Genomic DNA, 26,211 nt, shown 5'->3' on the forward strand with positions numbered 1-26,211 from the left:
CCCTCTCGGCCCCACCAGCCCCTTCGACCCCATCGGCCTCCCCCGCAGCCCTTGCCGTAAGCCCGGTTTTCAGTCAACTCCGACGCGCCGCAAGCAGAATGCAAAGCTTGCGCTAATCTTGCGCCCATGACGCGACGACTTGCTCAAGTGGCCAAGAAGGTCGGGGTCAGCGAGGCCACGGTCAGCCGAGTGCTCAACAACAAGCCCGGCGTCTCCGAGGCCACCCGGCAGTCAGTGCTCTCCGCCCTCGATGTGCTCGGGTACGAACGCCCCACCCAGCTGCGCGGCGAACGCGCCCGCCTGGTCGGCCTCGTCCTGCCCGAACTCCAGAACCCGATCTTCCCGGCGTTCGCCGAGGTCATCGGCGGCACCCTCGCCCAGCAGGGCCTCACCCCCGTGCTCTGCACCCAGACCAAGGGCGGGGTCTCCGAGGCTGACTACGTGGAACTGCTGCTCCAGCAGCAGGTCTCCGGAGTGGTCTTCGCGGGCGGTCTGTACGCCCAGGCCGACGCGCCGCACGACCACTACAAGCAGCTCGCCGCGCGCAATATCCCGGTCGTGCTGATCAACGCGGCCATCGCCGATCTCGGCTTCCCCGCCGTCTCCTGCGACGACGCCTCGGCCGTGGAGCAGAGCTGGCGCCACCTCGCCTCGCTCGGCCATGAACGCATCGGTCTGGTGCTCGGCCCCGCCGACCACATGCCCTCGCAGCGCAAGCTGATCGGGGCGCGCGCGGCGGCCAAGGCGGCCGGCGGCTCGCTGCCCGACGAGCACGTGGTGCGCGGCATGTTCTCGCTCGAAGGCGGTCAGGCCGCGGCCACCCGCCTGATCGACGCCGGCGTCACGGGCCTCATCTGCGCGAGCGACCCGCAGGCGCTCGGCGCGGTGCGCGCGGCCCGCAGGCGCGGGCTCGACGTCCCGCGCGAGGTCTCGGTGGTCGGGTACGACGACTCCGCATTCATGAACTGCACCGAGCCCCCGCTCACCACCGTCCGCCAGCCCATCGAGGCGATGGGCCGCGCCGCGGTGGAGCTGCTCTCGCTGCAGATCGCGGGCAGTTCGGTGCCGTCGGAGGAGCTGCTCTTCGAGCCGGAGCTGGTGGTGCGGGGTTCGACCGCGCAGGCCGTACGCGACTGAACTCGACGGGGCGTACGCGACCCATCCGTGCGGGACCGCTCAGTCCCTGCAGGCCACGACGCTGATTCACGCAGGCAGCACGCGAGACCTCGCACGAACCATGACCCCCACGTGTCGATGATTTGCGATCTGTGCGCGGAATTTCACATCCCGCTGCCGAGATCGCCACAGCTCCGCCTTGCTAACGGAGTACGGAGCCCCGCGAGAGCCCTCGCCCGCTCAGGCTAGGCTCACCTGCGTGAGTACGTGCGCCACCGCCTCCCGCGACCTCGACGAACCCGTCGCGGGAACCGCGGCCACCGCCAACACCTGGCTGCTCCTGGAGCAGCCGGGTCCCTGGGGTGCCAAGGCGCTCACATCCAGCCATCTCGACGCCACGCTCGGCGCCGCGCTCGAGGCCGCCGCCAAGGACACCGGCGTACGGATCGCGCTGATCCGCCGCCCGGGCCGGCATGCCGACTCCCACTCCCCCGTCGAGCGCCAGGTGTACGCGGCCCACGTCCGGCCGGACGGCGCCTGGCTGCACAGCGCCGTGATCACGGATCCCGCCCGGCTCCTCGACCTCGACTTCGCGGCGCTCGGGCGGGGCGAAGTCGGCTCGTTCGACGCCGAGTTGGCGGGCGCCGAGCACACCGGCGCACCACTCGCCCTCGTCTGCACCAACGGCAAGCGCGACCGCTGCTGCGCCCTCCTCGGCCGCCCTCTCGCCGCCGAGCTGGCCGCCGCCGGTGCGAGCGGCACCTGGGAGATCACCCACCTCGGCGGCCACCGTTTCTCGCCGACGCTGCTCGTCCTGCCGTACGGCTACGCGTACGGCAGGCTCGATGCCGCCGCTGTCAAGGAAGTCCTGACGGCCGTCGGCGACGGCCGCATCGTCACGGACGGCTGCCGCGGCAACTCCGCCTGGGACCGCCCGGGCCAGGCCGCCGAACTCGCGGTGCGTACGACGGTGGGCGAGCAGCGGGCCGGGGCGCTCTCGGTCGTCGGCAGTGAGGCCGTCAGCAGCGAGGCCGTCAGCAATGACGTCGAAGGTGGTGAGGTCGAACGTGGTGAGGACGCCGCTCCCCGGTGGCGGATCACCGTCGCCCACCGCGACGGCCGCGCCTGGGCCGTGACGGTCGCACAGGGCGCCGCCCGCCCGCCGCGTCCGGAGAGCTGCGGCGGCGCGCTGGGGACGCCGGCGCGGATGGATGTGGTGGCGGTGCGGGAGCTGGCCGGGGTCTGACGCCCGCCTGCGGGCCCGCACCCTGCGCGGGAGCCCAACTCCCTTTCCGTACAGGAAAGCCGGCGCCCTACGCCGAGCCCTTCACCACGCTCCACCCACCGTCCACCACCAGGCTCGCCCCGGTGATGTACCCCGCCTCGTCCGCCGCCAGGAACGCGATGGCCGCCGCCACCTCCTCAGGCGCACCGAACCGTCCGGCCGCCGTCTCGGCCACGCTGCGTGCCCGGTCCTCCTCGCCGACGCGGTCCCATGCGCCGGTCAGGATCGGGCCCGGCAGCACGCAGTTGACGCGTACCTCGGGTCCGTATTCGACCGCGAGCTGGCCGCACAGCGAGAGCAGCGCGCCCTTGCTCGCCGCATAGGCGGGGTGGCCCGGGATCCCCTTGTGGGCGTGGACGGACGAGGTGAGGACGACCGCGCCGCGCTGTGCGCGCAGGTCCGGGAGTACGGCCTTGAAGCCCAGGAACGAGCCGGTGAGGTTGACCGAGAGCTGGCGCTGCCAGGACTCGAGGGAGAGTTCGTGGGCGGGGGCCACCTCGACCGTGAAGGCGTTGTTGACGAGGACCCCGACCGGCCCGAAGGAGTGCGCGGCCGCGACGACCCGGTCCCAGTCGGCGGGATCGGACGCGTCGGCCCGTACGAAACCGGCGCGGCCGCCCTTGCTCCGGATCCGTTCGGCGAGATCGGCACCCCGCTCGGCGGCGACATCGGTGAGGACCACGGCGGCGCCTTCGGCGGCGAGTCGTTCGGCGGTGGCCGCGCCGATCCCGGAGGCGGCTCCGGTGACGATGGCGACGCGGTCGGCGAAACGGTGACCTGCGGAGGGCTCATGGGGGCTCGTCATACGGACATCCCACCTCCCCGCGTGGCCCAGGACAATACGTGAGGCCGATCACTTCGCACCCCGGCGCATTTCGGCAGCGGGCCCGTACCGCCGTACCGTTCGTAGACATGACCCCCTCCGCCTCCGGCAGCGCGCGCCGGCGCCCGCGCAGACCGCGCCTGGGGCTGCCGCGCAAGGTGTTCTCGCAGGTGCTCCTGATGCAGCTGGGGATCGCCGCCGGGGTCGCCGTCCTCGCGACCGGTCTGTTCCTCGCGCCCCTCGGCAAGGAGATGGACGACCAGGCGATGCGCCGGGCGCTCGCGATCGCCGAGGCCACCGCCGCCGCCCCGCGGATCGCCGAGGATCTCCAGCGCACCGAGCCCACCGCGGACGGTCCCGTACAGGAGGAGGCCGAGCGGATCCGTGCGGCCACCGGGGCCGAGTACATCGTGGTGATGGACCGGCGCGGGGTGCGCTGGTCTCATGCGAACCCCCGGCAGGTGGGCCGGGTCGTCTCCACCGACCCCAGCGACGCACTGGCCGGGCGCGACGTGATGGAGATCGACGACGGCACGCTGGGGCGCTCGGCCCGCGGCAAGGTGCCGCTGCGCGACGAGGACGGGGCGATCGTCGGCGCGGTCTCGGTCGGCATCGAGTACGACAGTGTGCGGGCGCGGCTGCTCAACGCGATCCCGGGGCTCTTCGCGTACGCGGGCGGTGCGCTCGCGGTCGGTGCGCTCGCCGCGTATCTGATCTCACGCCGGGTGCAGAAGCAGACCCGAGATCTGGCCTTCTCGGATATCTCGGCACTGCTCGCCGAACGTGAGGCGATGCTGCACGGCATCCGCGAAGGGGTGGTCGCGCTCGACCGCCACGGCCGGATCCGGCTGCTCAACGACGAGGCGGAGCGGCTGCTCGGACTCGACGGCGAGGCCGTCGGCAAGCCGCTCGACGAGGCGCTCGGCGCGGGCCGCACCACCGATGTGCTCGCGGGCAGCGTGACCGGCACCGATCTGGTGACGGTGCGCGGCCGACGCGTCCTGATCGCGAACCGGATGCCCACCCATGACGGCGGCGCGGTGGCCACGCTGCGCGACCGCACCGAACTCGAGCAGCTCGGCCGTGAACTCGACTCGACCCGCGGTCTGATCGACGCCCTGCGGGCCAAGGACCACGAGCACGCCAACCATCTGCACACGCTCCTCGGCCTCCTCGAGCTGGAGATGTACGAGGACGCCGTGGAGTTCGTCGGCGAGGCGGCCGGGGCCCAGCGTGTGACTGCCGAGCAGATCACGGAGAAGATCCACGACCCCCTGCTCGCGGCACTGCTCGTCGGCAAGGCGACAGTGGCCTCCGAGCGCGGGGTCACGCTGCGGCTGTGCGAGGGCACGCTGCTGCCCGACCGTCTCGTGGGTCCCCAGGATCTGGTGACGATCGCGGGCAACCTCGTCGACAACGCGCTCGATGCCGCGACCGGCAGCACCCGGGCGCAGGTCGAGGTCGAGGTGCGGGCCGACGGCAGCGGGGCCGTCCTTCGCGTACGGGATTCGGGGCCCGGAGTGCCGCCCGAGCAGCGGGAGTTGATCTTCACGGAGGGCTGGTCCACCAAGGAGTCCCCGGCCCATCGCGGTCGCGGGATCGGTCTTGCGCTTGTCCGCCGCCTCGCCGAGCGCCAGGGCGGCAGTGCGCGGGTGGACGAAGCGGCGGACGGAGGCGCCGAGTTCATCGTCGTACTGCCTCAGGCGCTGCGCGACGAGGCGCCGCGGACGAAGATCGGCGGGCCGCGGGAGGCACCCGGATCCGCTGGAGCAGCCGAAGCGGCCGCAGCCGGCCGAGCGGCCCCTGACCGTACGGAAGCGATCGAGGAATCACGATGATCGAAGTCCTGGTCGTGGACGACGACCTGCGCGTCGCCAAGGTGAACGCCGCCTACGTGGACAAGGTCCCCGGCTTCCAGGTGGCCGCCCAGGCGCACAGCGCCGCCGAGGCCCTGGAGCGGATCGAGTCCACGGGCCCGTTCGACCTGATCCTGATGGACCACTATCTGCCGGACGGCACCGGTCTCTCGGTCGTACGGCGGCTGCGCGAGCGCGGCGACCGCACCGACGTGATCATGGTGACCGCCGCCCGCGATGTCGCCACGGTGCAGGCCGCGATGCGGCTCGGGGCGCTGCAGTACCTGGTCAAGCCGTTCACGTTCGCGGGTCTGCGAGGCAGGCTCGAGGCGTACGCGGCGCTGCGGCGGACCCTGGACGGCGGCGGCGAGGCCGAACAGTCCGAGGTGGACCGGATCTTCGGCGCCCTGTCGACGGACACCGCACCCCAGCTGCCCAAGGGCCACTCCGCCGAGACCGCCGAGCTGGTCCGCCGCGCCCTGATGGGCGCCGAGGGCCCGCTCTCGGCGGCGGAGATCGCCGACCGCACGGGCCTGAGCCGCCAGACCGCGCAGCGCTACCTCAAGCTCCTGGAGCGCTCCGGCCGCGTCCGCCTCGGTCTCAGGTACGGGGACACGGGACGGCCCGAGCACCGGTACGAGTGGGCGGCGAGCCTGTGACTCCCGGCGCTACACGGCCCCCGCGCCCGTGAGCGAACGCACCTCTGTCTCCGCGTGCTTGGCCTTGTCCGGGCCCTGAGGTGAGGTGGCCGTGCCCGCCCAGCCGGCAAGGAAGCCGAGCGGGATGGAGATCAGGCCTGGGTTCTCCAGCGGGAAGAGATGGAAGTCCACGCCGGGGAACATCGCCGTCGGGGAGCCCGAGACCACCGGCGAGAAGATCACCAGGATGAGGGCGGGGATCAGCCCGCCGTAGACGGACCAGACCGCGCCCCGGGTGGTGAATCGGCGCCAGAAGAGCGAGTACAGGAGCACCGGCAGATTCGCCGAAGCGGCCACCGCGAAGGCCAGTCCGACGAGGAACGCCACGTTCAAGTCCTTTGCCAGCAGCCCGAGTCCGATCGCGGTGAGGCCGATGCCGACCGCCGCGACCCGCGCGACCGCGACCTCGCTGCGCGGCTTGGCGTGCTTGCGCCGCAGCGAGGCGTAGAGGTCGTGGGCGACCGAGGCCGATGAGGCGAGCGTGATGCCGGCGACGACGGCGAGGATCGTGGCGAAGGCGATCGCGGCGACCACCGCGAAGAGAACCGTTCCGCCCGTGGAACCGGCGCCCCCGCCCAGATCCAGGGAGAGCAGCGGGATCGCCGTGTTGCCCGAGGCGTTGGAGGACTTCACCTCGCTGGTGCCGACGATCGCCGCCGCGCCGAAGCCGAGCACGATCGTCATCAGATAGAAGCTGCCGATCAGACCGATCGACCACACCACGGACCGGCGTGCGGCCCGCGCGGTGGGCACGGTGTAGAAGCGCGACAGGATGTGCGGCAGCCCCGCCGTGCCGAGCACGAGCGCGAGACCGAGGCTGATGAAGTCAAGGCGCGCGGTCCAGTCCCCGCCGTAGCGCAGGCCCGGGGCGAGGAAGTCCTTGCCGTGGCCGCTCTTCTCGGCGGCGGTGTTGAGCAGGCTGTTGAAGTCGCCGTGGAAGCGCACCAGGACGAGCACGGTGAGGGCGATCGCGCCGCCCATCAGGAGCACGGCCTTGACGATCTGGATCCAGGTGGTGGCCCGCATCCCGCCGAGCGACACGTACACGACCATGAGCGCGCCGACTCCGATGACGGTCCAGGCCTGCGCCGCCTCGCTCGTACCGCCGAGCAGCAGCGCGACGAGACTGCCCGCGCCGACCATCTGCGCCACCAGGTAGAGCACGGAGACGGTCACGGACGAGGTGCCGGCCGCGATCCGCACCGGACGCTCGCTCATGCGGGCGGCGACCACGTCGGCGAGCGTGAACCGGCCGCAGTTGCGCACCAGTTCGGCCACCAACAGCAGCACGACCAGCCAGGCGACGAGGAAGCCCACCGAGTACAGGAGCCCGTCGTAGCCGTAGAGGGCGATGAGTCCGGAGATGCCGAGGAAGGAGGCGGCGGACATGTAGTCGCCCGCGATGGCGAAACCGTTCTCCATAGGCGAGAACAGCCGTCCGCCCGCGTAGAACTCCTCCGCGCTGCCGTGCCGGTTACGGCTCACCCACGTGGTGATGCCGAGCGTGACCGCGATGAACGCGCAGAACAGCAGCAGCGCCAGTGTCTGATGGTCGCCCGTCAACGCCCGACCCCCCGCGTCAGCTCCTGGGTGTCCCAGCGCAGATCCAGCGCGGCCCGGTCCCTGCGCAGCCGCGCATGGCGGGCGTACGCCCAGGTCAGCAGGAAGGTCGTGAGGAACTGTCCGAGGCCCGCGACCATCGCGACGTTCACGGCGCCCGCGACGGGCTGCGCCATCAGGCCGGGCGCCATGGTGGCGGCCAGGATGTACGCGACGTACCAGGTGAAGAAGGCGATCACCGCGGGGATCACGAAGCGGCGGTACCGGCTGCGCACCTCCTGGAAGGCGGCGCTGGCCTGCACTTCCAGATAGATACTGGCCGCGTCGGGGCGCTTCTCCGCCGCCCTGGGGGCGGGCGGTGCGGGCGCGGACGCGGGGGCGCCGGTGCTGTCCAGCTCTCCCCAGCCCGAGGCCAGTGCGTCGTACCAGGGGTCGTCGAACCGGATCTGTCCGGTCCGCCGCCCGTCGTGCTTCTCCACCGAACTCTCCTTGTCCGCGGCCGGTTTGGCCGCGTGCCCAAGGATGGGCGGACCAGGAAGATCCCGGACACTTCACGCCGATCTGTTCACTCCATCAGGTGAAGCACGGCCGAAGTGACCTCAACGTCGCGGCGGTTCGGCGAGCCCGTGCCGGTAGGCGTAACGCACCGCCTGGGTGCGGTCCTTGAGGCCGGCCTTGGCGAAGAGGTTGTTGATGTGCGTCTTCACGGTGGCGGTCGAGACCTGCAGTGCCCTCGCGATCTCGGTATTCGTCAGGCCGTCGGCGATGTGTGCGAGCACCTCGGCCTCACGGGCGGTGAGACCGTCGGGCAGGTCCGCGGGGGCCTGTGCGGGAGCGGCCGGCTCCGACAGGCGCTCCAGGAGCCTGAGTTGCACCTGTGGAGCGAGCCCGGCGTCCCCGGACATCACGGCTTCGACGGCCCGTACGATCTCGTCGCCTCCGGCGTCCTTGGTGAGATAGCCGCGCGCTCCGGCCTTCAGGGCGGGGAAGAGAGAGGCGTCGTCGGCGTAGGTGGTGAGCACCACGACCTGGGTGCCGGGGTGTTCGGCGCGGATACGGCGGGTCGCCTCCACCCCGTCGACGCGGGGCATCCGCAGGTCCATGAGGACGACGTCCGGGGCGAGTTCGGCGACAAGGCGTACGGCCTCCTCGCCGTCGCCCGCCGAGCCGACCACCTCCATGCCGGGCAGCAGCCCGAGCAGCATGACGATGCCTTCGCGCACCACGGTCTGATCGTCGGCGACGACCACACGCACCTGCTCACTCATGCGGTCACCGTCCGCACACGCCCGCTCATTCCGGCACCCGCAACCGCACCACGAATCCTCCGTCTGCGTCCTCGGCGGGACCCGCGTCGAGCGATCCGCCGAGCAGTTCGGCGCGCTCGCGCATCCCGAGCAGACCGTATCCGCTGCCGCTCACGGCGAGCTCTCCCCCGGGGCGCACGCCGCCGGAGTCCCGCACTTCCAGGGCGACTTCGCCCTCCTCGTACGAGAAACGCAGCCGCACCGAAGCGCCGGGCGCGTGCTTGCGTACGTTCGTCAGGGCCTCCTGCGCGACCCGTCGTACGGTCCCCGAGGTCTCGGCGCTCAGCAGGCGCGGGCTGCCGTTCACCTCGACGTCGACGTCGACGAGCGCCCGCAGGAAGTCCTCCACGGGCACCATGTCGCCGCGCAGCGCGGACAGCGCCTGGCGGGTCTCCGCGAGCCCTTCGCGGGCCATCCCCCGTGCGGCGACGACGCGTTCGAGCACCTGGTCCTTGGGCGCGTCACGCTCGACGAGCAGCCGGGCTGCCTCCAGGTGCACGAGCTGCGCGGAGAGGCTGTGGGCGAGGACGTCGTGGATCTCACGGGCGATCCGGGCCCGTTCGGTGAGCGCGGCGGACTCGGCCTCGGCGGCCAGTGCGGCGCGTTCCTGGTCGAGCAGCCGGCGCTCCCTGCCACGGCCCTCGGCGTCGAGCCGCAGTACGTAGCCGACGAGACAGAACGTCGCGGCGGTCAGGACGGTGCTCGTCCAGGGCTTCTCGGCGACCGGTACGAATCCGCCGAAGGCGGCCAGGGCCGCTGCCACTCCCGCGGCCAGGGGCAGCCGCTTGAGCGCCAGCACGATCCCGGAGCACCACACCACCATGCCGACCGTGGTGAATCCGGCCGCCTGGGCGCCGATCGCACCGCCGGACAGGGCGGCGAGCACGGCGAGGGACGGCACCAGGCGATGGGCGAGTGTGGTCCGCAGAAAGAGCTGCCAGAGGAGTGCGCAGGCCAGCAGGACGGCCACGTCGACCGCGCTCTCCCAGGTCGGCGTGGCCGGCTCGGTGATCACGTTCCACAGCACGAACCCCGCGATCGCCGCCCTGCCGATCCAGGCGAGCGTGGAGCGCTGCCGCCCCAGCCGCTCGCGGGTGAGGGCCTCCCGCGAGGGCCAGCGCAGCCAACTGTTCCGGGTCACATGTGGTCCTTCCACGCGGGCCGCGGGTAGCCGACGACCTCACGGTACGTGCGGGTGCGCCACTGCAGGAGCCCGGCCCGCGCGAGCAGCATCGCGGAAAGTCCCAGCATCAGCGCGGCACTGCTCTGGTGTACGCCGAAGGCGGCACCGATCCCGTAGAGGCCGGCGCGGACGGCGATTCCGCCCACCCACACGGCGAGCGTCAGCCTGCTGCCCTTGGACCACACGGCGCCGTCGTCCGCCCGCCACACCTGGGTCGTACGGGCGAACAGCGCGCCCATGGCCAGCGAGAGCACCAGTTCCACGGCGAGCAGCGTCGCGGCCTGGGCGGTCTGTCCTTCGCCGAGCAGATCGGGCTTGCCCAGCGCCACGAACCCGAGCACGACCGGAAGCACCCACCAGCGCCGCTCGTCGCCGATCCGTCGCGCCTTGAATTGAGTCAGCACGATGAGTGCGACGACCCCGATGATCACCAGCCCGTTGACGATCTCCGACATGACGTCCTCCCAGTCCTCCGCCGGTTTCCCTATGTTTCGAAAGTAGGGAAAAGCACAGGTCACAGGATCGGAGCGAGGGTGGAAACGAGGTGGAAAAGCGGCCTCCACCCTGGGGTGGAGACCGCTTGGCCGGACGCGGGAAGCCCTCAGACCTCCACCCGCCGGTGGATCAGCTCGCGGTGCACGGGCATCAACGTGTCCGGGAGCGCGTCGGGTTCGAACCACCCGGCTTCGAGGATCTCGAACGAGTCGATCTTCAGCGTTCCCCCGGCGAGTACCGCCTCGTACGCCACCTCGACCCGCAGCCGGAACCCGCTGTTGAGCATGACGAGCCGGCCGGGCACCACGTCGAGACCGGTCTCCTCCTTGACCTCCCGCACCACGGTCCCCGGGAAGTCCTCTCCCCGCGCCGCATGCCCGGTCGGCAGCCCCCAGCACCGGTCGCGGGGCCACATACGGTGGCGCAGCAGCAGCACCCGCCCCCGCTCGTCGCGCACCACCCCGGTCACCCCGACGGTGAACTTCGCGTGCGCGAGCCACATGAGCCGCCACTGCCACGGCCCCCGCATCATCCGCCACAACCGCGCGGCGATCCCGTACACCTTGTTCCTCCGACCCACGCACGACGCCGAACTGGCGACGCTACCGCAGGCCGCGGAGGCCTCCCGCGCCCTCCCCGTCCGCCCGCTGCCGGGACGCGGAAGCGGGCCCCACCCGTGGGGTGGAGCCCGCTGGTGCCGACGAGCGTCAGGCGTCGATGCGCGAACGGTCCAGCGTCGCCGCCGAGCTGGTGATGAACTCCTTGCGCGGCGCCACGTCATTGCCCATCAGGAGGTCGAAGACCTGCTCCGCGGCCTCCAGCTCCCCGATGTTGATCCGCCGCAGCGTACGGAAACGCGGGTCCATCGTGGTCTCCGCCAGCTGGTCCGCGTCCATCTCGCCGAGGCCCTTGTAGCGCTGGATCGAGTCCTTGTAGCGGACGCCCTTGCGCTGGAACTCCAGGATCGTCTGCCGCAGCTCGTTGTCCGAGTACGTGTAGACGTACTTGTCCTGGCCCTTCTTCGGCTGGACCAGCTCGATCCGGTGCAGCGGCGGCACCGCGGCGAAGATCCGTCCGGCCTCGACCATCGGCCGCATGTACCGCTGGAACAGGGTCAGGAGCAGCGTGCGGATGTGCGCGCCGTCCACATCGGCGTCCACGAGCAGGATGATCTTGCCGTAGCGCGCGGCGTCCACGTCGAAGGTCCGTCCGGACCCAGCTCCTATGACCTGGATGATCGCGCCGCACTCGGCGTTCTTCAGCATGTCCGAGACGGATGCCTTCTGAACGTTGAGGATCTTGCCGCGGATCGGAAGCAGCGCCTGGAACTCGGAGTTCCGCGCGAGCTTCGCGGTGCCGAGCGCCGAGTCGCCCTCGACGATGAACAGCTCGCTGCGCTCCACGTCGTCGCTGCGGCAGTCCGCGAGCTTGGCCGGCAGCGAGGAGGACTCGAGCGCGGTCTTACGGCGCTGCGCCTCCTTGTGCTGACGGGCCGCGATCCTCGTACGGGCGGCGGCGACGGCCTTGTCCATGACGGCCCGGGCCTGCGCCTTGGCGTCCCGCTTGGTCGAGGTCAGAAACGCCTTGAGCTCCTTGGCCACCACATTGGCCACGATGCGATTGGCCGCCGAGGTGCCGAGCACCTCCTTGGTCTGCCCCTCGAACTGGGGCTCCGCGAGACGCACGGTGACCACCGCGGTCAGGCCCTCGAGCGCGTCGTCCTTGACGATGTCGTCCTCGGCGACGCGAAGGAGCTTGGCCGAGCGCAGCACCTCGTTGACCGTCTTGGTCAGCGAGCGCTCGAAGCCGGTGATGTGGGTGCCGCCCTTGGGCGTGGCGATGATGTTGACGAAGGACTTGACCGTCGTGTCGTACCCCGTGCCCCAGCGCAGCGCGATGTCCACGCCCAGCTCACGGGTGACCTCGGTCGGCGTCATATGGCCGACCTCGTCGAGGACCGGGACGGTCTCCTTGAAGGTGCCCGAGCCGGTCAGCCGCTGCACGTCGCAGATCGGCTTGTCCGGCGCGAGGAACTCGCAGAACTCGCTGATGCCGCCGTCGAAGCGGAAGGTCTCCTCGCTCTTGCCCACACCGTCGAGATCGCGCTCGTCGCGTACGACGATGGTGAGGCCGGGCACCAGGAAGGCGGTCTGCCGGGCGCGCTGGTGCAGGTTCTCCAGGGAGAGCTTGGCGTCCTTGAGGAAGATCTGCGTGTCCGACCAGTAGCGGATACGCGTACCGGTGCGGCCCTTGGGTACCCGCTTGCCCTTGGTCAGACCGCTGCCGGCGGTGAACTTGGCGTCGGGCCCCGCGCCCTCGAAAGCACCGGGGACACCGCGCCGGAAGCTGATCGAGTGCACGGTGCTGCGGTCGACCTCGACGTCGAGACGCGCCGACAGCGCGTTCACCACGGAGGCGCCCACGCCATGCAGACCGCCGGAGGCCGCGTACGAGCCGCCGCCGAACTTTCCGCCGGCGTGCAGCTTCGTCATGACGACCTCGACGCCGGAGAGCCCGGTCTTGGGCTCGACGTCGACCGGGATCCCGCGACCGTTGTCACGGACCTCCACGGACCCGTCCTCGTGCAGGATCACCTCGATGCGGTCGCAGTGGCCGCCGAGGGCCTCGTCGACCGCGTTGTCGATGATCTCCCACAGGCAGTGCATCAGGCCGCGGCTGTCGGTCGAGCCGATGTACATACCGGGGCGCTTGCGGACCGCTTCGAGTCCTTCGAGGACGAGGAGGTGCCGCGCGGTGTAGTTGGAACCGTCCCGGTCTGCTCCGGTCAGCAGCGCTGTGGACGTCACGGACGTTTCGGCGGTCACGCGTTTCGCTCCTCGCTGAATTTCAATTGGGGCCCCGATGACGGGGTCCGGTACCGAGTACCGCGTCAGAGGGTACCGAGGCCTGGTAGAGCCGATGTAACGCCACCCTCGGCTGACGACAGACTAGTGCAGAGTCGCATGCCTGTTCGATCCCTCGAAGGGGTGATGCGGATATCACGTTCCCAACCAGGCATGAACCATTTAGGCTCCGGGCACGTCCTCATGAACAACCCGACCAGCCAGGTCGGGAAGGACCAGGCAGGCCCGCCGAACAACCGACTACAGGACACGACAAGCAACTCGGAAGACAAGCGAACCCGTAAGCCGCAAGCCAGCACTACGGCACCTTCGCCGCCACCCGGTTGCAGCCGACCGCCTCGAGAAGAAATTTTCGAGTCAAAGCCCCGAGCGGGAACGTTTTCGGGCTGGTTGGATGTTGACCCTGGTACGACAGCTCGTCGAGCTAGAGAAGAGGCGACGTGACTACTGTTCTGACCCCAGCGAACCCGCTGACGGCCGCTGACCGATGCGACCGCTGCGGCGCCCAGGCGTATCTGCGCGTCGTACTCCTGAGCGGCGGAGAGCTGCTCTTCTGCGCCCACCACGGTCGCAAGTTCGAGCCGGAACTCAAGAAGATCTCCGCTGAGATACAGGATGAGACGGAGCGGCTCACTGCCGTCCCGGCAGTCGCCGACACCGAAGAACGCTGACACTTCGCATCAACGACGAGCGAGCCAGCGCCGGCCAGGCCGGTCATGACGATGGGCGGGCAGTCCCCACAGGGACTGCCCGCCCATCGCTTTGCCCGCTTCCGTGCGGTTTTCGGCCGCCTACGACTCCTTCGCGTCCGCCGACGTCAGTCGCGCGACCAGCTCGCTGATCCGCGTATAGACACCGGGGCTCCCTGCCTGCCCGCAGCCGCTCCCCCAGGACACCAGGCCGATCAGACGGCCCCGGGCCACCAGCGGGCCCCCGCTGTCCCCCTGACAGGCGTCCTTGCCGCCCTCCATCTCGCCCGCGCAGAGCATCACGCTGCGCAGATACGTGCCGTCGGCGTTCCCCGGATACGCGGCCTCACAGGCCGTGTCCGCCAGGACCTGCACTTTGGCGGCCCGCAGGGAGCGCGCATAGTCGCCCTGCCCGGTGGTGTCGCCCCAGCCGTAGACCTGGGCGCGGGTGCCCGGCTCGTAGGCGCGGTCGCCGACGGGCGCCATGGGGATGACGTGATCCTTGGGGAGCGGCTTGTCGAGGGTGAGGATGGCGAGGTCGCCGGCGTTGGTGAAGGAGTCGTACTCCTCGTTGACCCAGACGCTGCGCACCGCCACCTCACGGCCGCCCGCCGCCCGCAGATCGTTGCGCCCGGCGATGATGCGCAGATCCTCCACGGTCTCCAGCGGGGCGCCGAGCACCTCGAGGCTGAGACAGTGCGCGGCCGTGAGCACGGTGGTCGGCGAGACCACGGCGCCGCCGCAGAACTGCCCGGCGCGCGTACCTCCGAACCGGTCACGGCTCGCGAGCGCCACGGCCCAGGGACTGTCGGACACCTGCACGGGACTGCCGCCGATCACGACGCCGTCGGCCGCCGCCGGCACAGGGGCGGCCAGCGGCGTGACGAAGGCCGCCGCCACCAGGGCGGCAGCGGTCGAAAGCCGCCTGCTCAGAGGTCGACGCATGCGCACTCCTGACTCTGCGTGGTCATGGGTACGCTCAGCGTCATTCAGTACGACCAGTGGCGCGACCGGGGCCGATGCCTCCCCCGGCAGGCAGCGAGCCCGGCAGCCCCCGCGGTGCGGGAGTGCCGGGCTCGTCTGCGTAAGGCCTCGGAAGGACTCAGTCGAGGTAGTCGCGCAGGACCTGCGAGCGCGACGGGTGGCGCAGCTTCGACATGGTCTTCGACTCGATCTGACGGATGCGCTCACGCGTCACGCCGTAGACCTTGCCGATCTCGTCGAGGGTCTTCGGCTGACCGTCGGTGAGACCGAAGCGCATCGAGACCACGCCCGCCTCACGCTCGGAGAGCGTGTCGAGGACGGAGTGCAGCTGCTCCTGGAGGAGCGTGAAGGAGACCGCGTCGGCCGGAACGACCGCCTCGGAGTCCTCGATCAGGTCACCGAACTCGCTGTCGCCGTCCTCACCCAGGGGGGTGTGGAGGGAGATCGGCTCACGACCGTACTTCTGGACCTCGATGACCTTTTCAGGGGTCATGTCGAGCTCCTTGGCCAGCTCCTCCGGGGTGGGCTCACGGCCCAGGTCCTGGAGCATCTGGCGCTGGACGCGCGCGAGCTTGTTGATGACCTCGACCATGTGCACCGGGATACGGATGGTGCGGGCCTGGTCGGCCATGGCTCGGGTGATCGCCTGACGGATCCACCAGGTGGCGTACGTGGAGAACTTGTAGCCCTTGGTGTAGTCGAACTTCTCGACCGCGCGGATCAGACCGAGGTTGCCCTCCTGGATCAGGTCCAGGAAGAGCATGCCGCGGCCGGTGTAGCGCTTGGCCAGGGAGACCACCAGACGGAGGTTGGCCTCCAGGAGGTGGTTCTTGGCGCGGCGCCCGTCCTCGGCGATGATCTCCAGCTCGCGCTTGAGCTTCGGCGCGAGCTTGTCGGCGTTCGCCAGCTTGTCCTCGGCGAACAGCCCGGCCTCGATGCGCTTGGCGAGCTCGACCTCCTGCTCGGCGTTGAGGAGCGGGACCTTGCCGATCTGCTTGAGGTAGTCCTTGACCGGGTCGGCGGTGGCGCCGGCGACGACGACCTGCTGGGCAGGAGCGTCTTCCTCGTCGTCGGAGAGGACGAAGCCCTTCGACTCGCCGCCCTCCTCCTCCTCGTCGTCGTCCTTGCCCGCGGGGGTCTCCTCGACCGGCTCATCGCCGTCGAGGTCCTCGTCCTTCTTGGACCCGGCCTTCTTCGCGGTGGTCTTCTTGGCCGCCGTCTTCTTGGCGGCGGTCTTCTTCGCGGCCGTCTTCTTGGCGGCGGTCTTCTTGGCAGGGGCCGAGGACTCGTCCTCGACCGAGGCCTCGACCTCGGCGGCCGGGGCGGCGGCCGCGGCGGAGGTCGACGAGGCGACCTTCTTGGCCGGGGCCTTGGCGGCGACGGTCTTGGTAGCGGTGCGCTTGGCCGGACTCTTCGCTGCGACGCTCTTGCGGGTGCGCTTCGGCGACTCCGCGGCACTGACCATCAGCGTCACACCCTCTTCCTCGAGGATCTGGTTGAGGCTGCGCAGAACGTTCTTCCACTGAGTGGCCGGAATCTGGTCAGCTTCGAAGGCACGACGCACGTCATCGCCGGCGATCTGCCCCTCAGCCTTTCCCCGCTCGATGAGCGCCATCACAGATGCGGACTCGGCGATCTCGGGCGGGAGCGTACGGGATGTGCTGGCCGACACGAACAACCTCTCGGAACGATGGAAACGGCTTCCGACTCCGTCCATGGTGGAACCGGAGCCGACGTCCGCCGACTGGGGATGGGTCGGCGGCGAGGCGGGCGATCCGCGGAGCTCACACAGCGCCACAACCGGCTGCTGTATTCCTTCCTCGGCAGTCACCTCTTAGGTCATCGCGCTGCCGCGAAGAGCGTTACGCCCAATGTTCGTGGCCCGAGTCACACCGCGTAACCGGTGATAACGCTCAGAAGCAGACATACGCCCACGCAAACAGCCGCCGGACCCGGTACCAACCGGCCCGGGTCCGGCGACTGCGCAGCGAAAAAGGTACGGAGAACGAGATCAAAGATCAGACATCAGGGATGAGAGATCGGCGATCCGCACTCAGTGCTCGCGCGGGGCGGGCACCACGCGCTCCACGTCCGGGTGCACGGTGAGAAGTTGACGCATCGCAGTCTCGGCGGCGGCGCCGTCGGCGGCCGCGATGGCGTCGGCGATGCGGCCGTGGTGTCCGAGCGAAGCCTCGCCGGGGCGGTCGCAGCCGGTGAGCGGGCCGCCGGAGACCTGGAGGGCGGCCGAGACGATGCCGGACAGGTGCTCCAGCATGCGGTTGCCCGCGAGCTGGATGAGGAGCGAGTGGAATTCGGAGTCGGCGCGCGAGAAGGTCAGCGCATCGCCCTGCCCGAGCGCGTGGCCCATGATCTCCACCATGTCGGTCAGGCGCTGCTGCAGCTCGTCGCGGCCGTGGCCGGCGGCGAGCCGGGCGGCGAGCGGTTCGATCGTCCAGCGCAGCTCGGTCAGCTCACGGCGCTGGTCGTCGCGCTGCGGTCCGAAGGCCCGCCACTCGATGATGTCCGGGTCGAGCAGATTCCAGTCGCTGACCGGCCGCACCCGCGTACCGACATTGGGGCGGGCGCTGACGAGGCCCTTGGCCTCGAGGACGCGCAGCGATTCGCGGACGACGGTGCGGGACACCTCGAAGCGCTGGCCGATCTCCTCGGGAACCAGCGGGCGGTCCGCGCCGAGGTCGCCGGAGACGATCATCTGGCCGAGCTGCTGGACGAGTTGGCCGTGCAGTCCGCGGCCGCGACTGCCGGCCGCGCGTCGGCCGACCCGGCCGAGGTCCTGCTCGTGGCCCTCCCAGGCCGGTGCGGGTACACGGTCGACGCCGGGCGTCTCCGCGTACGGGTAGCGGTCGATTTCGCCCGGTCCTGCGAGGCCGGAATCGGCGGAGCGGGCGGCGGTCATCATGGTGTGCGCAAGGGTACTCACGGATCCTTTGTCGGCGCGGTCCCCAACCCCCTTGAGGTCTTTGGTGAAAAGCACACGAAAGGGTGATCGCTTACCTTGCCGTAATTGACGCCTTATCGTAAAGAAAGCGGCATTACCTGGGTGTTGTAGGTCGATCGGGCTGAACGACCGTTCTGTTCTGCTATGGGAGGCGGAAGTTCGAGCCGGCCCCCGGGTGCGCCGCGGCTAGCGCAGGCGGCTGCGCATCGACGTGAGCAGATAGGCCGCCATCAGCGTCGCGAGGCTCAACGCCAGCGTGAACGCGATGGGTTGGGCCAGCATCCGCACCGCACCGGCGAGATAGCGCTCGCTGCCGATCGGCCACTGGACGAGTGCGAGATCGCGCAGCCGGGCGGGCAGTCCTGCGGCGGTGCGCACCGACGGCCCTTCCAGCGCCTTCTGTACGACGGGGACGAGCACGACCGGGACGGCGAGCAGGGCGGCGAGCCCGGCCGCGGTGGACCGGAAGACGCCGGCCGCGAGCAGGCCCGCCCACGAGCAGCCGGTGACGAGGCAGAGCCAACTCGCCGTGAGCGAAGGCCAGTCGGCGGGGAGTCGCGTCACTTCCTCCCCGTAGACGACATGCAGCAGGGCGGCGTCGGACAGCAGCACGAGGGCTGCGATCAGGAGCGCGGTCGCGGCGCAGACGACGAGCTTCGCCGCGAGCAGCCCGAGACGGCGCGGGACGGTGCCGCGGTCGGCGGCGAGCGCGGGGTGCTTGAACTCGTCGCCGAACGAGAGCGCGCCGAGCAGACCGGCACCGAGAGCCGCGGGGGGCAGTGGCAGTTCGTACGGCCAGGCAGCGAGGAGCCTGGGCAGCGGGGTGTGCCCGGTGCGCGCCTGGACCACGGAGATCAGCGCGGAGACGGCGAGCACCAGCGCCACCGTCAGGTAGCCGGTGGGGATGCCCATGGCCCGGCGGAGTTCGTAGCGCAGGGGGCGGAGGGGGGAGCGAGCAGGGTGGACGGTGATCGGGGGCGGGAGGGGGTGGAGCGGTCCTGAAGTGACCGTCCGGGAGCTGTCGTTGGCGTTCTTGTTCGCCGATGCGCCCGGTTTCCCGTCGCTTTCCGACTGCTTCTCGTCCTGCGTGTACGCGGGGACGGCGGTCGCCTGTGTGGCGGCGGGGGTCGGGGCGGGCTCGGCTTGGAGGTGCGAGGTGCCCGTTTCGGAGGCGGAGGCGGGGGCGGTGCCGGGGTGCGAGGCAGTCGTGGCGGAGGGCTCCTGAGGTGGGGCCGGAGGGCCCGAGTCGCCTACCTCGTCGGCGAGTTGGTGGAGGAGGACGCCGTGCTTGTACGCGGTTTCGCCGACGGCGGCCGTGGTGCTCCCGTAGACCGAGAGCCGGTTGCCGTCCTCGCGGACGACCTCCACGGAGCGGCGGGCGACCCGGGCCTCCTTGGTCAGCAGGGCGAGGAGGCGGGCCGCGTGCGGGGAGCGGATGGCGACGCGGGGGCGCAGCCGGGTGCGGGCGAAGTCGGCGGCGTCCTGGTCGGCGACGACGCAGCCCTGATCCAGCGTGATGACGCGGTCGGCGGCGCGCGCGGCTTCCTTGGGGTCGGACGTGGTGAACAGGACCGTCCCGCCCTGCTGGGCATGGGCGCGGAGCATGGCGTGCAACCAGGCCGCCTCACGGGCCGAGAGGGCTTCGGCGGGGGCGTTCAGGACGAGTGTGTGCGGGTCGGCGAGCAGGGCGCAGGCGAGGCCGAGGCGGCGGTCCATGCCGCGGGAGAGGGTGCCGAGGCGTTCGTCGCGCAGGCTCACCAGGCCGACCACTTCGAGGACTTCGTCGGCGCGGGTGACGGGGACGCCGGTCGCGGCGCACAGCATGCGGAGCTGTCCGCGGACCGTGCGGGCGGGGTGGCCCGGGACGTCGCCGAGCAGAATGCCGACCTCGCGCGAGGGGTGCGCGATGCGGTTCAGGGGTCTGCCGCGGAAGTACGTCACGCCGCGGCCGGGCTCGAGTTGGAGCATCAGCCGCAGCACTTGGGCGGTTTCGGCCGGAACGGCGCCGAGCAATGCCGTGACCCGGCCGGCGCGCGCCTCGAAGGAGACGTCGTCGATCGTGGGCGGCTGGTCCTTCTTGGGATTGCTGGTCAGTCCGGTGGCCTGGATCATCGCTTCTCTCGCGCGCGGGGCGGGGGGCGGTCGGGGCCCTGGGTACCTTCAGCACGATAACGGGATATTTGGCCGTTTCTGGGCAGGGGTGGGCGACAGTGTCGGGGGTGGTTCGGTCGCATGTGCGGGCGCCGTCGCTCGCGCGTGCGGATGAGCTGCGCGCGGGGCCTTCGTCAGACCTCGGGCCGCAGCATCGGCGGGTTGAGCAGTGTCGCGCCACCCGCGCGGAAGAGCTGGGCCGGGCGGCCGCCCTGACGGGTCGTGGTGCCGCCGGTGGGCACCAGGAAGCCGGGCGTGCCGGTGACCTTGCGGTGGAAGTTGCGGGGGTCGAGGGCCACGCCCCAGACCGCCTCGTAGACCCGGCGCAGCTCACCGACCGTGAACTCCGGGGTGCAGAACGCCGTGGCCAGCGAGGAGTACTCGATCTTCGAGCGGGCCCGCTCGACACCGTCGCCGAGGATCTGCGCATGGTCGAAGGCGAGGCTGCCCTGCTCGCCGTCCTGGTCGAGGAAGGTCTCGACGGGCGACCAGCGTGCGCTGTTGGCGTCGCCGCCCGCGCGGGGCGCGGGCAGATCGGGTGCGAGAGCGAGGTGGGCGACGCTGACCACACGCATCCTGGGGTCGCGCTGCGGGTCGCCGTAGGTACCCAGTTGTTCGAGATGTGCGCCGTTGCCCGAGGACTCCGGGGCGGCGGGATCGTGTACGCAGAGCCCGGTCTCCTCCACGAGCTCGCGCGCCGCCGCGTCCGCCAGATCCTCGTCGGCCTTCACGAATCCGCCCGGCAGGGCCCACCGTCCCTGGAAGGGGGGCTCCCCGCGGCGCACCGTCAGCGCACACAGCGAGTGCCGACGCACGGTCAGGACGACCAGGTCGACGGTGACGGCGAAGGGCGGGTAGGCCGACGGGTCGTAGGGCGACATGACGCGATCATAGTCGTCTGGCTGACGATAAACACCCGGTTCGGGCGCGGCTCCCACGGAGCAGTTCCCGTCCCATCCGCCCCGTGGGCTCGGGTCTCCTCTGCCCGTGGGCTCGGGTCCCGTCCACCCCGCCGGGCTGGTGTCCCTTCCACCCCGTGGGCTCGGGTCACCTCTGTCCGTCGGCTCGCGGCTCCTCGACCCTTCCGGCTCGTGTCCGCCTCGTCATCTCACGTCTCCCCGCCCCCTCGGCTCGGATCTCATCCGTCCCGTCGACGGGCGTCGCCTGCCCCGTCGGATCTCGTCCGTCCCGCCGGGAGGCGTCGCCTGCCCCGTCGGGCCTCGTCCGTCCCGTCGACTCGCGTCGCCTGCCCCACCGGCTCAGAACTCTTCGACCCTGCGGCTCGCGTCCCCTCCGCCCGCGGCGCGGGTCTCCTCCACCCTGCGGCTCGCACCCCCTCCGCCCGCGGCTCGCACCCCCTCCACCCCGCAGCTCGCATTCCCTTCGCCCGCAGCTCGCGCCCCCTCCATCCCTCCGCTCCGGCCTCATCCGCCCCCTGTACGCACCCCCAGCTGCAGCCCCTCCCCCGCCTGCTCGACCATGGCGAGACCGAGGCGGCTGATGCGTACCGCGAAAGGGGCCCCCGCGATGCTCAGGCCCGTGAGGTTCAGCTCGCCCAGCGGGGCGCTGCCGACCGGAGTCAGGGACACCGTGCCGGTCACGGCGTCGGGGCGCAGGCCCGCCTGGGTGAGGAGCAGGTGGATGCCCGCGGCCGTCGAGACGGCCGCGGGCCGGCAGGCCGCAGGGTGCGGCAGGGGTGCGCCGCCGGCCACGCGCTGGTCCCCCGCGTACATCTCGGGCAGCCGGCCGCCGAACTCCTCCGCGGCGGCCAGCACCCCACCGAGCAGGGCGCCCGCCTCCTTCTCGTAGCCCGCCGCCGAGAGCCCGGCGACGGCGACGGCGGTTTCGTGGACGCGGACGGCCCCTCCGCGATGTCCGAACGGGTTGTAGCCCGCCTCTTTCGCACCGAGACTGCGCAGCCCCCAGCCCGAGTCGAGTGCGGGCCCGCCGAAGAGCCGTGCGAGCTGCTCGGTCTGCACCCGGTCGAGCAGGCCGGGGGCCGGCACGCCACCGCCGAGCAGCCCGGTGTCGAGCAGATGGGCGGCCGCGCTGCCGAGGTGCGGTACGTGCCTGCCGTCGGCGGTACGGGCCGCTGCCGGGCGACCGCCGCCGAGGTCCTCGATCCAGAAGTCCCGCCGGAAGGCCTGCCTCAACTCGGCTGCCCAGTCCCGCCATTGCCCCGCGCCCGGCCGGCCGTACAACTCGAGCACATCGGCCCCGAGCAGCGCCGCGCGGTGTGCGTGGGCCTGGGTCTCGCAGCGCAGTGCCCCGCCCGGGGCCGGGTCGGTGAGATAGCCGCCGGCCGCGACGGCCGAGCGCAGCCAGCGCAGACAGCGTTCGGCTGCGGGCAGCAGGTCATGTGCCTCCTGTTCCGGCAGGCCCCACCGCAGAGCCTCGGCGAGAAGGGCGGGGAAGAGCAGCGTGGCCTCGATGCCGGTGCTGCTCGGCGGCAGATGTGGTCCCGCATCCCGCAGGGGTCCGGGGATCAAGCCCGCGTCCGGTCCGTCGCCGCCGAGCTGGGTGCGGGCGAGCGTACGCAATGTGCCGACGGCCAGGCGGGTGCCCAGCGGCAGCGTCATCCGGGCTGTGGCCAGCGCCTCGGCGGGGGCGAGTCCGCAGCGCCAGGGGGCGCCGGCCGCCGGGTGGATGTCGGCGGGATGCGCGGGATCGCGCAGCAGCAGTGCCTGCAGATCGTCGATACAGGTGGCCAGGAGTCGCGACGCCCTGGGGTCGTCGCCTTCCGCCCTGGCAGGGGACAGTGGGGCGTGGGTGGTCCGGACGGCAGGGCGGAACGGGCTCGCGCCGTCCTGGCGTACGGACAGTTCGATGCTGTGACTGCCGCCCGGCGGCAGTTCGATCTCCCAGCGCAGGAGTCCCGCGGAGGCAAGGGCGTCCTGGGGCGCGGGGTCGGCCGAGACCACGGCGTGATCCGTGCCCGAGGACCAGCGCAGCCCCGAGTCGTAGACACTGGCGGCCAGTTCGGGCCCGGCGCCGCCCGAAGCGACGGCGCCGAGCTCCGCGAGGTCGGTGGCGAGTGCGATCTCGACGGGCAGCCGCAGCGCTCGCGGGGCCGAGCTGTGCAGGGTGATCCGCTCGATGCCCTGCGCGTCCCGGATGCGCTCCACGGTGACGACCGGGTCGGGCCCGCTGCCGTCGGTGTGCCGGACCACGGAGACGAAGCGTGCGCTGCTAGCCGAGAGCAACCGCCCTTGTACGGCGACCGGTTCACGGCCTGCGATCCGCAGATGGCAGCGGGAGAGCAGACGCCGGCCCGCGCGGTAGATGCCGTCGAGGCCGTGGCCGGTCAGCTGGCCGTGCTCGGACGAGATGGCGAGGCCCGGCATGGCGACGCAGATCAACGAGGCGTGCACGGGCGGCAGTTGCCGTGGGGTGCGGGGAGCTGTCCCGGGGCCGTCGCCGGACGCGGGACGCGGGTTCGGACTTGGCCGGCGGGCGGCGGCCGTGTTCTCCGCTCGTGTCGTGTGGGACGGCACGGATAGGGACATGAGAGCTTTCTTCTTCGCTTCTTCGGGCCGGGGCGAGAGGGACGGGCGAGGCGAGCGGCGTGAGGGCACAAGGCGGTTCGGCAGGGCCAGGGCCGGGACCGGTCGCAACCTGCGCTCCCGGCCCAGCCGTTGACCCGCCGGCGGCGAACCGCCGGGCGGACTGCTTGCACCACCCAGGTGAACGGGGCGGCGGCGGCCCGGGTCACGGGCAGTGCCACTGGTTGCGGACACGACAGGGAAACGCGCAGGCGGTCCAGGGGCCGCCCGCCACGTGGGACGGCGCACCCCGAGCCCGGACAGCGGGCGCATTCCGAGCCCCGGCAGCAGGCACGGTCCGAGCCGCGACAGCAGACGCGGCCCGACCCCGGGCAGACGGCTCACCCCAAACCCCGACGGCAGGCGCACGCCGAACCTGAGCAGCAGGCTCACTCCGAGCCACGACAGCAGGCGCATCCTCACCCCGGGCAGACGGCTCACCCCAAACCCCGACGGCAGGCGCACACCGAACCCGAGAAGCGGACCCACTCCGGACCCCGACAGCAGACGCGCGCCCAACCCGACCCGCGGGCCCACTCCAGACCCCGACAACAGACGCGCGCCCAACCCGACCGGCAGGCCCACTCCAGATCCCGGCAGCGGGCGAGACCCGCCACCCGCTCCCGAACCGCCCGGACCTGCCCCCGGTCGTCTAGCCCCCGCCCCGGACAGCAGCCTCACTCCGAACCCCGGCGCTGCCGAGGGACGGTCTTCGCCGGCGCCGGCTTCGGCTTCGGGCCCGACCCCGATTTCGGTCCCGGCTTCGGTCGCCGGCCATGGGCCGTCTTCCGCCCGCCCGAGGGCCGCCGCCCCCTCACCTCCGACTCCCTGTGCGGAAGAGCCGACTCCTCGCCCTCGCCGCCGTCCTCCGCCTCACCCAGATCGAACAACTCCCCCTGAACCCCGGCCTCGACGCCCACCGTGACATCCACCGGCGGCCACACGCTCGCGGGCAGGTTCAGCGGCGGATAGCCGGCCATGCTGCTGCGCAGCGCCCCACGCATTGTCTCCAGCGGCATCTCCGCCCCGATCGCCCGATACAGCACATCGGCGAGACCGCAGTCCGGCTCCACGGCGAGTGCCAGCTCAAGTGCGATCCGCGCCTCGGTCGGGTCGCCCACGCACCAGGCCGCCCACCCCGCGAGGGTGCGCACCGCGGCGCCGTACGGCCCGTACACCCCGACGCAACGCCGCGACAGCGCGCGCCACAGTCGCAGTGCTGCCGCGGCCCGGGGGCCGTCCATCCAGAGCGTGGCCCGGTCGCGGGTCTCGGGGTCCTGCAGCCCCACGAGCACCCGGGCCACCTCGGCGTCGGTGAGCAGCCGGTCGTCCCGCTCGTCCTCCCGCATCGAGCGCGGTGGCGGGTTCTCCTGCAGGCGGGCGATGAGGCCGTTGACGATCACCAGGGTGTCTGCCGCGAGCTCGAGGCACCCCTTCTTGCCCATCAGCCGCGGCAGCACCTCCCCCACGGCGTCGTCGATGGCCTCCTCCTGGGCGGCGACCGAAGGGCCGGCCAGCGGGGTCAGCCGTGTCTCCATCTCCTTTTGCGTGCCGCGCACTTGGATGCCCGCGAAGGTCGCCGACGCGGCGATGACGGACGTGCCGGGCATCAACATCGGCCGGCCTTCGGCCGGACAGCACCCCTCGCCCGATTCCGCGCACACGTAGGACCAGTAGCGGTCGTCGGAGAGGCAGAGGGCCTCCAGGACGCGCAGTCCCAAGTCCCGGCAGGTGGCGAGCAGCGCGTCGGCCAGCGGGCGCAGGCTCTCCATCACCTGGCGTCCGCTCTCGCCGGGCCCTGGCTCGCGGCACAGGTAGGCGACGACCGCGTCGGGCCGCGCGCCGCCCGCCCGCTGCTCCACTTCCTGCACCAGACAGCGCGGCAGCTCCTGGCCGATGAAGTCCCAGTCCTCGGCCTGCCCGGGGATCCCGAGCCGCACCCGTCCGGCGAACTGTCCGCGGTCGCCCTGGAGTGCGACCAGGACCAGGCTGTCCGAGGGGTGGTACCCCATGAAGTACGGGAGGGCGTCCGCCAGTTCATCCGCGCTGCGCAAGGTGACCATGGGCATCGAGATGTCACCGGCTGCTGCGCTTTCGTTGCGTTGCGTCATGCCCCGAGAGTGCACCGGATCACCGGATTCCGCTTTGCCCTGTGGATAACTCCGGTTACGGACATGCCAATTACCTGCCGCACACCCCACAAGCCCCCCACGTGCCGCGCCTTGCACGACCCGTGCACCCCGACGCCCGCACAACCCGAGCACCCCGCACACCCACCCACAGCGCCCCCGCCCCCCTCACCCCGAGGCCGCCGCCACCCCCCTCACCCCGCCGCCGCCAACACCAGCGGCAGCACCGGACCGCTCCCTGCCCGGCGCAGCAACCGCGCCGCTACAGCGAGCGTCCAGCCGGAGTCGGTGTAGTCGTCCACGAGCAGAACCGGCCCCTTGGCCTGCGCGAGCGCGGCGGCGAGTTCCTCGCCGACCGTGAAGGCCTCGGAGAGCGCCTTGAGCCGCTGCGCGGAGTTGCTGCGCCGCATCACGTTCTCCCCGCGGGTGTACGAGAGCGATCCGAGCAGCGGCAGCCGCCCGACCCTCGCGATCCCCTCCGCGAGCGAGGAGACGAGCTGCGGACGGCCGAGGGAGGGCACGGCGACGATCCCGACGGGCCGGTCGATCGCATCCGCCGCACCCGGCGCC

General features: G+C 71.5%; 20 protein-coding genes and 1 pseudogene. 5 read left to right on the top strand and 16 right to left on the bottom strand.

Annotated elements, in window-relative coordinates:
* Positions 1–126 precede the first annotated feature (126 nt).
* On the top strand, positions 127–1,137 hold the full coding sequence (locus tag ABT367_RS13650) for a LacI family DNA-binding transcriptional regulator (RefSeq protein ID WP_352252829.1): 1,011 nt from the start codon (positions 127–129) through the stop codon (positions 1,135–1,137).
* Positions 1,138–1,375: 238 nt separating this feature from the next.
* Positions 1,376–2,362, top strand: a complete 987-nt coding sequence (locus ABT367_RS13655) for a sucrase ferredoxin (protein ID WP_352252831.1) — start codon at positions 1,376–1,378, stop codon at positions 2,360–2,362.
* A gap of 67 nt (positions 2,363–2,429) precedes the next feature.
* Here ABT367_RS13655 and ABT367_RS13660 read toward each other — a convergent pair whose 3' ends face one another.
* Positions 2,430–3,206, bottom strand: a complete 777-nt coding sequence (locus tag ABT367_RS13660) for an SDR family NAD(P)-dependent oxidoreductase (RefSeq protein ID WP_352252833.1) — start codon at positions 3,204–3,206, stop codon at positions 2,430–2,432.
* A 107-nt stretch (positions 3,207–3,313) separates the two neighbouring features.
* Here ABT367_RS13660 and ABT367_RS13665 point away from each other — a divergent pair, with 107 nt between their 5' ends.
* Together ABT367_RS13665 and ABT367_RS13670 are read left to right on the top strand one after the other, a co-directional pair.
* The gene (locus ABT367_RS13665) at positions 3,314–5,062 is read left to right on the top strand and encodes a sensor histidine kinase (protein WP_352252836.1); all 1,749 of its coding nucleotides are present in this window, start codon (positions 3,314–3,316) and stop codon (positions 5,060–5,062) included.
* The gene (locus tag ABT367_RS13670) at positions 5,059–5,739 is read left to right on the top strand and encodes a response regulator (RefSeq protein WP_352252838.1); all 681 of its coding nucleotides are present in this window, start codon (positions 5,059–5,061) and stop codon (positions 5,737–5,739) included. The genes ABT367_RS13665 and ABT367_RS13670 overlap by 4 nt, the downstream gene beginning before the upstream one ends.
* Before the next feature lie 9 nt (positions 5,740–5,748).
* Here the strand turns inward: ABT367_RS13670 and ABT367_RS13675 are convergent, their stop codons facing one another.
* From ABT367_RS13675 to ABT367_RS13705, 7 genes are all read right to left on the bottom strand, one after another.
* Entirely contained in the window at positions 5,749–7,341 is a 1,593-nt protein-coding gene (locus ABT367_RS13675) for a solute symporter family protein (protein WP_352252841.1), read from the bottom strand.
* Positions 7,338–7,817 carry a DUF485 domain-containing protein gene (locus ABT367_RS13680; protein WP_352252843.1) on the bottom strand — a complete coding sequence of 160 codons (480 nt, stop codon included), beginning with the start codon at positions 7,815–7,817 and terminating at the stop codon, positions 7,338–7,340. Before ABT367_RS13680 ends, ABT367_RS13675 begins: the two co-directional genes overlap by 4 nt.
* A 120-nt stretch (positions 7,818–7,937) precedes the next feature.
* On the bottom strand, positions 7,938–8,606 hold the full coding sequence (locus ABT367_RS13685) for a response regulator transcription factor (protein WP_352252845.1): 669 nt from the start codon (positions 8,604–8,606) through the stop codon (positions 7,938–7,940).
* 25 nt (positions 8,607–8,631) lie between these two features.
* Positions 8,632–9,786, bottom strand: coding sequence for a sensor histidine kinase (locus tag ABT367_RS13690; protein WP_352252847.1), 1,155 nt, complete (start codon positions 9,784–9,786; stop codon positions 8,632–8,634).
* Positions 9,783–10,283 (bottom strand): DUF1453 domain-containing protein, encoded by a 501-nt coding sequence (locus tag ABT367_RS13695; protein ID WP_352252849.1) that lies wholly within the window; start codon positions 10,281–10,283, stop codon positions 9,783–9,785. The genes ABT367_RS13690 and ABT367_RS13695 overlap by 4 nt, the downstream gene beginning before the upstream one ends.
* 146 nt (positions 10,284–10,429) lie before the next feature.
* On the bottom strand, positions 10,430–10,855 hold the full coding sequence (locus tag ABT367_RS13700; protein ID WP_434975462.1) for an NUDIX hydrolase: 426 nt from the start codon (positions 10,853–10,855) through the stop codon (positions 10,430–10,432).
* A 175-nt stretch (positions 10,856–11,030) separates the two neighbouring features.
* A complete protein-coding gene (locus ABT367_RS13705) occupies positions 11,031–13,148 on the bottom strand; it encodes a DNA gyrase/topoisomerase IV subunit B (RefSeq protein ID WP_352252852.1) in 2,118 nt (705 codons plus the stop codon).
* Between the two features lie 479 nt (positions 13,149–13,627).
* On the opposite strand from ABT367_RS13705, the gene ABT367_RS13710 reads away from it, so the two are divergent.
* Positions 13,628–13,858: a DUF7455 domain-containing protein gene (locus tag ABT367_RS13710; protein ID WP_165332145.1), complete on the top strand. Its 231-nt coding sequence runs from the start codon at positions 13,628–13,630 to the stop codon at positions 13,856–13,858.
* 120 nt (positions 13,859–13,978) lie between these two features.
* Here ABT367_RS13710 and ABT367_RS13715 read toward each other — a convergent pair whose 3' ends face one another.
* The 8 genes and pseudogenes from ABT367_RS13715 to ABT367_RS13750 all read right to left on the bottom strand — a co-directional run.
* A complete protein-coding gene (locus ABT367_RS13715) occupies positions 13,979–14,821 on the bottom strand; it encodes a S1 family peptidase (RefSeq protein WP_352252855.1) in 843 nt (280 codons plus the stop codon).
* A gap of 157 nt (positions 14,822–14,978) precedes the next feature.
* Positions 14,979–16,532, bottom strand: a complete 1,554-nt coding sequence (locus ABT367_RS13720; RefSeq protein WP_352252857.1) for an RNA polymerase sigma factor — start codon at positions 16,530–16,532, stop codon at positions 14,979–14,981.
* 381 nt (positions 16,533–16,913) lie between these two features.
* Entirely contained in the window at positions 16,914–17,801 is an 888-nt protein-coding gene (locus ABT367_RS13725; protein WP_352252860.1) for a FadR/GntR family transcriptional regulator, read from the bottom strand.
* Positions 17,802–18,005: 204 nt separating this feature from the next.
* Entirely contained in the window at positions 18,006–19,931 is a 1,926-nt protein-coding gene (locus ABT367_RS13730) for an ATP-binding cassette domain-containing protein (RefSeq protein WP_352252862.1), read from the bottom strand.
* A gap of 173 nt (positions 19,932–20,104) precedes the next feature.
* Entirely contained in the window at positions 20,105–20,851 is a 747-nt protein-coding gene (locus ABT367_RS13735; protein ID WP_352252866.1) for an NUDIX hydrolase, read from the bottom strand.
* Between the two features lie 543 nt (positions 20,852–21,394).
* Complete coding sequence (locus ABT367_RS13740) at positions 21,395–23,476, bottom strand: glycogen debranching N-terminal domain-containing protein (RefSeq protein ID WP_434975460.1); 2,082 nt, start codon at positions 23,474–23,476, stop codon at positions 21,395–21,397.
* 713 nt (positions 23,477–24,189) lie between these two features.
* Positions 24,190–25,623, bottom strand: coding sequence for a DUF4192 domain-containing protein (locus ABT367_RS13745; RefSeq protein WP_352252868.1), 1,434 nt, complete (start codon positions 25,621–25,623; stop codon positions 24,190–24,192).
* A 212-nt stretch (positions 25,624–25,835) separates the two neighbouring features.
* A pseudogene (locus ABT367_RS13750) lies at positions 25,836–26,211 on the bottom strand (recombinase RecQ); the annotation flags it as partial.

The sequence above is a fragment of the Streptomyces mesophilus genome, assembly GCF_040300965.1.
GTDB lineage: Bacteria > Actinomycetota > Actinomycetes > Streptomycetales > Streptomycetaceae > Streptomyces > Streptomyces mesophilus_A.